Genomic DNA, 374 nt, shown 5'->3' on the forward strand with positions numbered 1-374 from the left:
TTTGTCCTTACCGGAGGCCAGGTCTCGGACTACAAAGCCACAGACGCCCTGATGAAGCTGTCTGTCCCGCCCCCCAAAGCCATGCTGGCTGATCGGGGCTATGACAGCGACGGCTTCCGCCAGGATCTGCTGTTCCGTGGGATACTGCCGGTTATTCCATCACGCAAAGGCCGCAACGCTCCACAGAAAACAGACTGGCGGCGTTACAGRGACCGCAAYCGCATYGAGCGGATGTTCAACARRCTCAAGCAGATGCGCCGTATCGCGACGCGCTACGACAAAACCGCCTTGTCCTTCATGAGTTTCCTCAATCTCGCCGCAGCAAAGCTCTGGATCAGATTTTTTGTCAACATGACCTAGTCCCCCGGCTAGCC

At 57.2% G+C, this 374-nt stretch carries 1 protein-coding gene; it reads left to right on the forward strand.

What is annotated here, in order from left to right; all coding sequences use genetic code 11:
• Window positions 1-360 (forward strand): transposase (locus KP705_RS19250; RefSeq protein ID WP_215765471.1); only part of this gene is annotated, 360 nt, incomplete at its 5' end.
• Window positions 361-374: the final 14 nt, after the last annotated feature.

Source organism: Gluconobacter sp. P1D12_c (assembly GCF_018812105.1).
In the GTDB taxonomy this organism is placed as follows: domain Bacteria; phylum Pseudomonadota; class Alphaproteobacteria; order Acetobacterales; family Acetobacteraceae; genus Gluconobacter; species Gluconobacter oxydans_A.